This window comes from Pseudomonas sp. SB113 (genome assembly GCF_040754745.1).
Classification (GTDB): Bacteria; Pseudomonadota; Gammaproteobacteria; order Pseudomonadales; family Pseudomonadaceae; genus Aquipseudomonas; species Aquipseudomonas grimontii.
This window is the reverse complement of the sequence record NZ_JBFMHW010000059.1, coordinates 1-1,268: the sequence shown is the minus strand read 5'-3', so window position 1 is coordinate 1,268 and position 1,268 is coordinate 1. Positions and strand designations below refer to the sequence as shown.

Below are 1,268 nucleotides of genomic sequence, written 5' to 3'. Positions count from 1 at the left end.
CCAAAAGTAACCATGGACCTGTCCCGTGACAACGGACGCCAAGAAGCTGGTTATCCAGTCTTCTGCCTCAAGCCCTTTGCATATTCGTTCGGAGAACGATATCCGAGGGCTGAGTGCAGGCGACTGCTGTTGTAAAACCCATGCACATAGCTGGCGATTGATAGCTGTGCCTGTTTTTTGGTGGGGTAAACTCCGCAAGCTTCCTCTCTCTTCAGAGTAGCGAAAAAGCTCTCGGCCACCGCGTTGTCCCAGCAATTTCCTTTTCGACTCATGCTCTGTTTGAAGTCCTTCTTGGCCAACGCCAGACGGAACTTACTGCTCGCGTACTGACGGCCCTGATCGGAGTGGAACACTGCCCCGCTGGTGCCAGAACAGGCGCTCCAGGCATTCAGAAACGCGCTCTCGACCAAACCATCTGGCATGCGGTCCGACAAGCTATAACCCAGGATCTGGCGGGTCTGGATGCTCAACACTACGGCCAGATACAACCAACCCTCTCTGGTTGGGAGATAGGTGATATCACTGACCCAAGTCGGCGTGGGGTTATCGATAGAGAACTGACGGTCCAGCACATTGCTCGCGACCGGCAGGTGATGGTGGCTGTCAGTGGTACAGGGCCTGAAACCGCCTTTGGACTTCCCCTGTATACGCTCCTCCTGCATCAACCGCCTGACCCGTTTGTGGCCCACTGCATACGATTTCTGACGCAAGGCTGCCACTAACCGTGGCCGACCGTAGGTGTTTCGACTGGCCGCATAGACGCTGCGCAACTCAATGCGAATTTGAGCGTCAGGATCAGGACGAGGCTGCCTGTGCATGTAATCGTAAAAACCTGAACTCGAGACTTCCATCACCCGGCACAAGACACGTATCGGGTATTGAGTCCGTTCAGCGGCGACGAAGGCGTATCTCACTTGGACTCTCTGGCGAAGAATACCGCCGCCTTTTTTAGGATTTCACGCTCCATTTTCAGCTCGGCAACCTCGGCTCGCAGGCGCGCAAGCTCGCTGTCTTCCTGGGTGATGGGCTTGCGTTCGGGCGAGCTCAACGGCTGGCCCCTACGCGAGGCGTCCACCCAATTGTCGAGTGTTTTGACGGACATCTCTAGCTGGCGGGCGGCTTCGGTTCTGCCGACGCTTTCAGCTAGCGCAACCGCTTGAGTCTTGAACTCATCGGTGTAGTTACGGCGAGTAGATGGATACATGGCAACCTCCAAGAGAACGATTTAAGTATCGCTTCTTGGCGTCCGTTGTCACGGGACAGGTCCA

2 protein-coding genes are annotated in these 1,268 nt (G+C 55.8%); both read right to left on the bottom strand.

The window, feature by feature from the left end:
- Positions 1-50 precede the first annotated feature (50 nt).
- Positions 51-914, bottom strand: coding sequence for an IS3 family transposase (locus AB1462_RS31380; RefSeq protein ID WP_259195078.1), 864 nt, complete (start codon positions 912-914; stop codon positions 51-53).
- Complete coding sequence (locus tag AB1462_RS31375) at positions 911-1,204, bottom strand: transposase (RefSeq protein WP_259195079.1); 294 nt, start codon at positions 1,202-1,204, stop codon at positions 911-913. The genes AB1462_RS31380 and AB1462_RS31375 overlap by 4 nt, the downstream gene beginning before the upstream one ends.
- Between the last annotated feature and the right edge of the window lie 64 nt (positions 1,205-1,268).